Here is a 6,000-nt window from a genome sequence, read left to right on the forward strand (position 1 = left end):
CGGAATTGGGGTTTGACTTTCACGGCCCGACCCGCTATCAGTCCTGCCTATGTTACAGGCAGGTATTGTAGGTCTCCCCAACGTCGGCAAATCCACTCTCTTCAATGCGGTCACCAGGACCCGCAAGGCCCAGGCGGCCAACTACCCCTTCTGCACCATTGACCCCAACGTGGGCATGGTCACCGTGCCGGACCCGCGCCTGCAGGTGCTCTCCAACATCTCCGGCTCTGAAAAAATCATCCCCACGCTCATTGAATTCGTGGACATCGCCGGGCTCGTCAAGGGCGCATCGGAAGGCGCCGGGCTGGGCAACCAGTTCCTGGCAAACATCCGTGAAGTGGATGCCATCGTCCAGGTGGTGCGCTGCTTTGACAATGACGACATCATCCATGAACTGGGTTCAGTGGATCCTCTGCGCGACATTGAAATCATCAACTCGGAACTCATCCTGGCGGACATAGCCACCATGGACAAGCGGCTTTCCTCCCGGGAGCGCAAGGCCCGCAGCGGAGACAAGGAAGCCAAGGCGGAAGTAGCCCTCATCACCAAACTCCTTCCCCACCTGAACGAGGGACTCCCCGCCATCACCTTTGAAGAAAAGCTGGACGATGACGAACGCAAACTGCTCCGTTCCTTCCAGCTCCTTTCAGACAAAAAAAGCATCTTCGCCTGCAACGTCAATGAAGACGAACTGGCCGCCGCCATCAATGACCCGGACTCCCATCCCTACGTCTCCCAGGTAAGAAAATACGTGGCGGAGCACCACAATGCGGAAGCCATCGTCATCTCCGCCAGAATTGAGGAGGAACTCATCGACGTATCGGAAGAGGAAGCCGCCGAATTCCTGGAATCCCTCGGCGTGCAGGACTCCGGCGTCTCCGACCTCATCCGCGCCGTGTACCATCTGCTGGGCCTGCGCACCTACCTGACCACCGGCGTCAAGGAAACGCGCGCCTGGACCATCCCGGACGGAGCCAAGGCCCCCCAGGCGGCGAGTGTCATCCACACGGACTTTGAACGCGGGTTCATTGCCGCGGAAGTCGTCCATTATGACGATCTCGTTGCATGCGGCAGCAAGGCCGGAGCGCGCGAACACGGAAAACTGCGCATTGAAGGCAAGGAATACATTGTGAAAGATGGGGACGTCATCGAATTCCGCTTTAACGTCTAGCCCGGAACTCCCCCGGAATTCCATTGACTTTTCAGAACGCAGAGAGCAGATTGCTCATAACTTCACACCACCTTATGTCTGATTCCGACGTCAAATCCACACCCCTGGCAGCCAAACACATTGAACTTGGAGCCAGAATGGTTCCCTTCTCCGGCTGGAACATGCCCGTGCAGTACACCGGCATTCTGGACGAACACAAAGCGGTGCGCGAGGCCTGCGGCATCTTTGACATCTCCCACATGGGCCAATTCACGGTATCCGGCCCGAACGCGGCTGCATGGCTGAACTCCATGCTCACCAACGACATCAACAAGCTGGACATTGGCCAGGGCCAATACTCCATCATGCTCAACGAACAAGCCGGCGTCATCGACGACCTGATCCTGTACCGCATGGAACCGGAAACCTTCTTTGTGGTGGTAAACGCCTCCAAGATTGATGAAGACTTCGCCTGGCTCTCCGCTCACAAGCCTGCGGACGTAATGCTGGAAAACCACTCCGACGAATACGTGGGCCTGGCCGTCCAGGGACCGCTTTGCGGGGAAATCTTTGCCAAAGTCATTCCCGGAGTGGAACTCCCGCCCCGCAACGGCATCGCCCGCATCACGGTGGACGGCGCGGACCTCATCGTCTGCCGTACCGGCTACACCGGGGAAGACGGCTTTGAATTCTTCTGCCCTGCCGCGGAAGGCGTCAAATGGTTTGAAGCCTTCCTGTCCGCCGGCGCCAAGCCCTGCGGCCTCGGCGCCCGTGACAGCCTGCGCCTGGAAATGTGTTATCCGCTGAACGGTTCCGACCTGGCGCCGGACAAAACTCCGCTGGAAGCCGGACTGGGCTTCTTCTGCGCGCTGGACACGGAATTCATCGGCTCCGGCATTCTCCGTGAACAAAAAGCCAGCGGCCTCACCCGGCGTCTGGCGGCCATTGAATACACCGGCAAGGGAGCCCCTCCCCGCGCCCATTACAAAGTTCACCTTCCCGGCGGCGAAGCCATCGGGGAACTCACCAGCGGCGTCCTCTCGCCCTCCCTGATGACAGGCATCGCTCTGGCATACCTTCCTGCCGCCCATGCCAAGGTCGGCACAGAGCTGGAAATAGATGTCAGGGGGAAAAAATTCCCCGCCCTTGTGGTCAAAAAACCCTTTTATAAAAAAGGCTGACACTACAACGCAAAAATAAACTGACAAATCCTGTAAATTACTACACTCTTACCTCATACCACCAAATCTTATGCACGACGTACCAGAAAATCTGCTGTATTCCAAAGATCATGAATGGATCGAAATTGACGGAGACATCGGCACCATCGGTATTTCCGACCATGCCCAGGCTGAACTCTCCGATGTAGTCTTTGTAGACCTCCCCGAAGTAGGAGCCACAGTCGCGGCCGGGGACCCCGTAGCCGTCGTTGAATCCGTCAAGGCCGCCAGCGACGTGTACACTCCCGTCTCCGGTGAAATCCTGGAAATCAATGAGGAACTTTCCAATGATCCCTCCCTCATCAACTCCGATCCCTACGGCGCGGGCTGGCTTTACAAAATCCGCCTGGACGTTCCCACGGAAACGGAAGACATGATGAACGCAACCGACTACGAGGAATACTGCTCCTGAACGGCCCCTCCTCCTCCGCCCCGGCGATTCCGTCCCGGGGCTTTTTGCTTTAGCCCGGCCCCTCCGGACCGGGCGCCACACTGCCAAACACCACATGAACACCCACTCAGACTTTGCCAGCCGGCATATCGGCCCCCAGGGGGAAAAACGCCGGGAAATGCTCAACAGCCTCGGCTATGAAACGCTTGAGGAACTCATCGCGGACATCGTCCCCGCTGACATCCGCATGAAAGCCCCTCTGGACCTTCCCGCCGCCAAATCGGAACCGGAAGCCCTGGAGGAACTCCGTTCCATCCTTGGAAAAAACAAACTCCTGAAATCCTTCATCGGCCAGGGATACTACGGCGCCGTCACTCCGGCCGTCATCCTGCGCAACGTTCTGGAAAACCCCGGCTGGTACACGGCCTATACGCCCTATCAGCCGGAAATCGCCCAGGGACGGCTGGAAATGCTCATGAACTTCCAGACCATGGTGGCCTCCCTGACGGGGCTGCCGGTCGCCAATGCCTCCCTGCTGGATGAAGGAACGGCCGCGGCGGAAGCCGTCTCCATGTGCCGGAACACCCGTCCCAAGGCCAACACCTTCTTTGTGGCGGACACCTGCCATCCCCAGACCATCAGTGTCATCCGCACCCGTGCCGCATGGCAGGGCGTCAACATCGTAGTAGGGGACTGGACCGCTTTTGATCCTGCTTCCGTCGGTGCGGACCTTGCCGGCGTCCTGGTCCAGTATCCGGACACCCTGGGCCGCATCAGCGACTACACGGACTTCTTCTCCCGCGTACACGCTGCCGGAGCCCTCTGCGTCGTGGCAGCCGACCTGATGGCGCTTACCGTCATCAGGGAACCCGGCTCCTTCGGAGCGGACATCTGCGTGGGCAACACGCAGCGCTTCGGCGTCCCGATGGGCTTCGGGGGACCACACGCAGCCTACATGTCCTGCACGGACACCCTGAAGCGCCGCATGCCCGGACGCCTCATCGGCATGTCCATAGACCCGCAGGGGCGCCCGGCCTACCGCCTGGCTCTCCAGACGCGGGAACAGCACATCCGCCGGGACAAGGCCACTTCCAACATCTGCACCGCCCAGGTCCTCCTGGCCGTCATGGCCGCCTTCTACGCTGTTTACCACGGGCAGGAAGGCCTCAAGCGCATCGGCACGGAAATCCACCGGAAAACGAAAAGCCTGTACAAGGCTCTAACGAAAGCCGGCATCTCCATAGAAAACAAGGACTTCTTCGACACCCTGCTCCTGACGGCTCCGGGCCGGGCGGACGCCCTCGTGAAACAGGCTCTGGATGCGGGATACAACATCCGCAAGGTGGATGCCGACCATGTCGCCATCTCCCTGGATGAAACGGCTTCCTGCACGGACGTGGCCGCTCTGGCCTCCGCCCTCACCGGTACGGAAACTTCCGCTCCCTGCTGCTGTGAATCCCCGGCATGGGCGCCCATCCATACGCGCCAAACTCCCTTCTGCACGGAAACGGCCTTCAACTCCTACCACTCGGAAACGGAAATGATGCGCTACATCCGCCGCCTGGAATCCCGCGACCTGGCCCTCAACGAAGCCATGATCCCGCTGGGCTCCTGCACGATGAAGCTCAACGCCGCCTCCGAAATGATCCCCATCACATGGCCGGAAACCTGCTCCCTGCATCCCTTCGTCCCTTCAGATCAATCTGAAGGCATCCGGGAAATGCTCGCCACCCTGGCGGACCGTCTGGCGAAAATCACGGGCTTTGCCGCCGTTTCCCTCCAGCCCAACGCGGGCGCGGCAGGGGAATATGCGGGGCTTCTGGCTATCCGTCGCTACCAGCAGCATGCGGGAGAAGGCCACCGGAACGTCTGCCTCATCCCCACCTCCGCCCACGGAACGAACCCCGCTTCCTCCGCCATGGCCGGTCTCAAGGTGGTCCCCGTCAAATGCGACGAAGCGGGCAACATCGACATGGACGACCTGAAAGCCCAGGCGGAAACCCACCGGGACAGCCTCTCCTGCATCATGGTCACCTACCCCTCCACGCATGGCGTCTATGAGCAAACCATCAGGGAGCTCTGCGACATCGTCCATGCCAACGGCGGCCAGGTGTACATGGACGGAGCCAACATGAACGCCCAGGTGGGCCTCACCTGCCCCGGCGGCATCGGCGCGGACGTCTGCCATCTGAACCTTCATAAAACCTTTGCCATGCCTCATGGCGGGGGCGGCCCCGGCATCGGCCCCATTGGCGTGGCGGAACATCTCGTGCCCTTCCTGCCCGGCCATCTCAGCCTGGACAGTGAGGAAGGAGCTGTTGCCTCCGCGGCATGGGGCAGCGCCTCCATTGCCGCCATCTGCTGGATGTACCTGTCCATGATGGGGCCGGACGGCCTCAAGGAGGCAACGGAAGTCGCCATCCTGAACGCCAACTACATCGCCAAAAAACTCGGCGGCCTGTTCCCGGTCCTCTACTCCGGCAACAAGGGCCTGGTGGCCCATGAATGCATCCTGGACCCGCGCCGGCTCACCCACGACGCCGGCCTCACCGTGGACGACATCGCCAAACGGCTCATGGACTACGGATTCCATGGCCCCACCATGTCCTTCCCCGTGCCCGGCACCTTGATGGTGGAACCCACCGAATCAGAACCCAGGGAAGAACTGGACCGCTTCATTCAAGCCATGGAGCATATCCATGCGGAAATCATGGCCGTTATCAACGGAGGAGCGGACAAGGAAGACAACGTTCTTAAAAATGCCCCGCACACGGCGGAAATGGTCTCGGCCGACGAATGGAAGCACCCCTACTCCCGTAGCCAGGCGGCCTATCCGGTGCCCGGACTGCGCGTCCACAAATTCTGGCCATACATTGGCCGCGTGGACAACGTGTATGGAGACCGCAACCTGATCTGCACCTGTGACACGGTGGAGGAATTCTCCAAGGCTGTGGAAGCATAAAGCAAATACACCCTTAACCGCGAAAAGCCGTCCCCTGATCCGGGACGGCTTTTTTATTCTTCTCCGGCAGAATGAATTCGATCAGGCTGCATCTCCCTTCATGGGATATCAGCCCACAAAGGAATCATCCGGGGTTCCTTCAAATTGCTCCCACGGCTGGAATAAGCACTTTTTCCGGCTCATGCTGTTATTGATCGCATGCAACCTGCTTTCCACAGAAAAACGATTAATCTAATGAATATATTACTTCTTCTCTGTGAATCGGATTATAAATTCG

Annotated in this window: 4 protein-coding genes; all 4 read left to right on the plus strand. The window is 59.4% G+C overall.

Translation table 11 applies throughout. From position 1 onward, the window contains the following. The first annotated feature begins 49 nt into the window (after positions 1 to 49). The 4 genes from ychF (at position 50) to gcvP (ending at position 5,723) form a co-directional block, all read left to right on the plus strand. On the plus strand, positions 50 to 1,171 hold the full coding sequence (gene ychF, locus HMPREF3039_RS07720; protein WP_067573967.1) for a redox-regulated ATPase YchF: 1,122 nt from the start codon (positions 50 to 52) through the stop codon (positions 1,169 to 1,171). Between the two features lie 74 nt (positions 1,172 to 1,245). Continuing rightward, positions 1,246 to 2,331 (plus strand): glycine cleavage system aminomethyltransferase GcvT, encoded by a 1,086-nt coding sequence (gcvT, locus tag HMPREF3039_RS07725; protein ID WP_067573969.1) that lies wholly within the window; start codon positions 1,246 to 1,248, stop codon positions 2,329 to 2,331. A 70-nt stretch (positions 2,332 to 2,401) separates the two neighbouring features. Then, the gene (gene gcvH / locus HMPREF3039_RS07730) at positions 2,402 to 2,782 is read left to right on the plus strand and encodes a glycine cleavage system protein GcvH (protein WP_067573971.1); all 381 of its coding nucleotides are present in this window, start codon (positions 2,402 to 2,404) and stop codon (positions 2,780 to 2,782) included. Positions 2,783 to 2,876: 94 nt separating this feature from the next. Beyond that, positions 2,877 to 5,723, plus strand: coding sequence for an aminomethyl-transferring glycine dehydrogenase (gene gcvP, locus HMPREF3039_RS07735; protein ID WP_067573974.1), 2,847 nt, complete (start codon positions 2,877 to 2,879; stop codon positions 5,721 to 5,723). The last annotated feature ends 277 nt before the right edge of the window (positions 5,724 to 6,000 follow it).

The sequence above is a fragment of the Akkermansia sp. KLE1798 genome (assembly GCF_001580195.1).
Taxonomy (GTDB): domain Bacteria; phylum Verrucomicrobiota; class Verrucomicrobiia; order Verrucomicrobiales; family Akkermansiaceae; genus Akkermansia; species Akkermansia biwaensis.

What these genes read in the sequence shown, in the direction of transcription:
- gcvP (WP_067573974.1), top strand. Translation starts at nt 2,877, where the DNA reads ATGAACACCCACTCAGACTTTGCCAGCCGGCATATCGGCCCCCAGGGG.
- ychF (WP_067573967.1), top strand. Translation starts at nt 50, where the DNA reads ATGTTACAGGCAGGTATTGTAGGTCTCCCCAACGTCGGCAAATCCACT.
- gcvT (WP_067573969.1), top strand. Translation starts at nt 1,246, where the DNA reads ATGTCTGATTCCGACGTCAAATCCACACCCCTGGCAGCCAAACACATT.
- gcvH (WP_067573971.1), top strand. Translation starts at nt 2,402, where the DNA reads ATGCACGACGTACCAGAAAATCTGCTGTATTCCAAAGATCATGAATGG.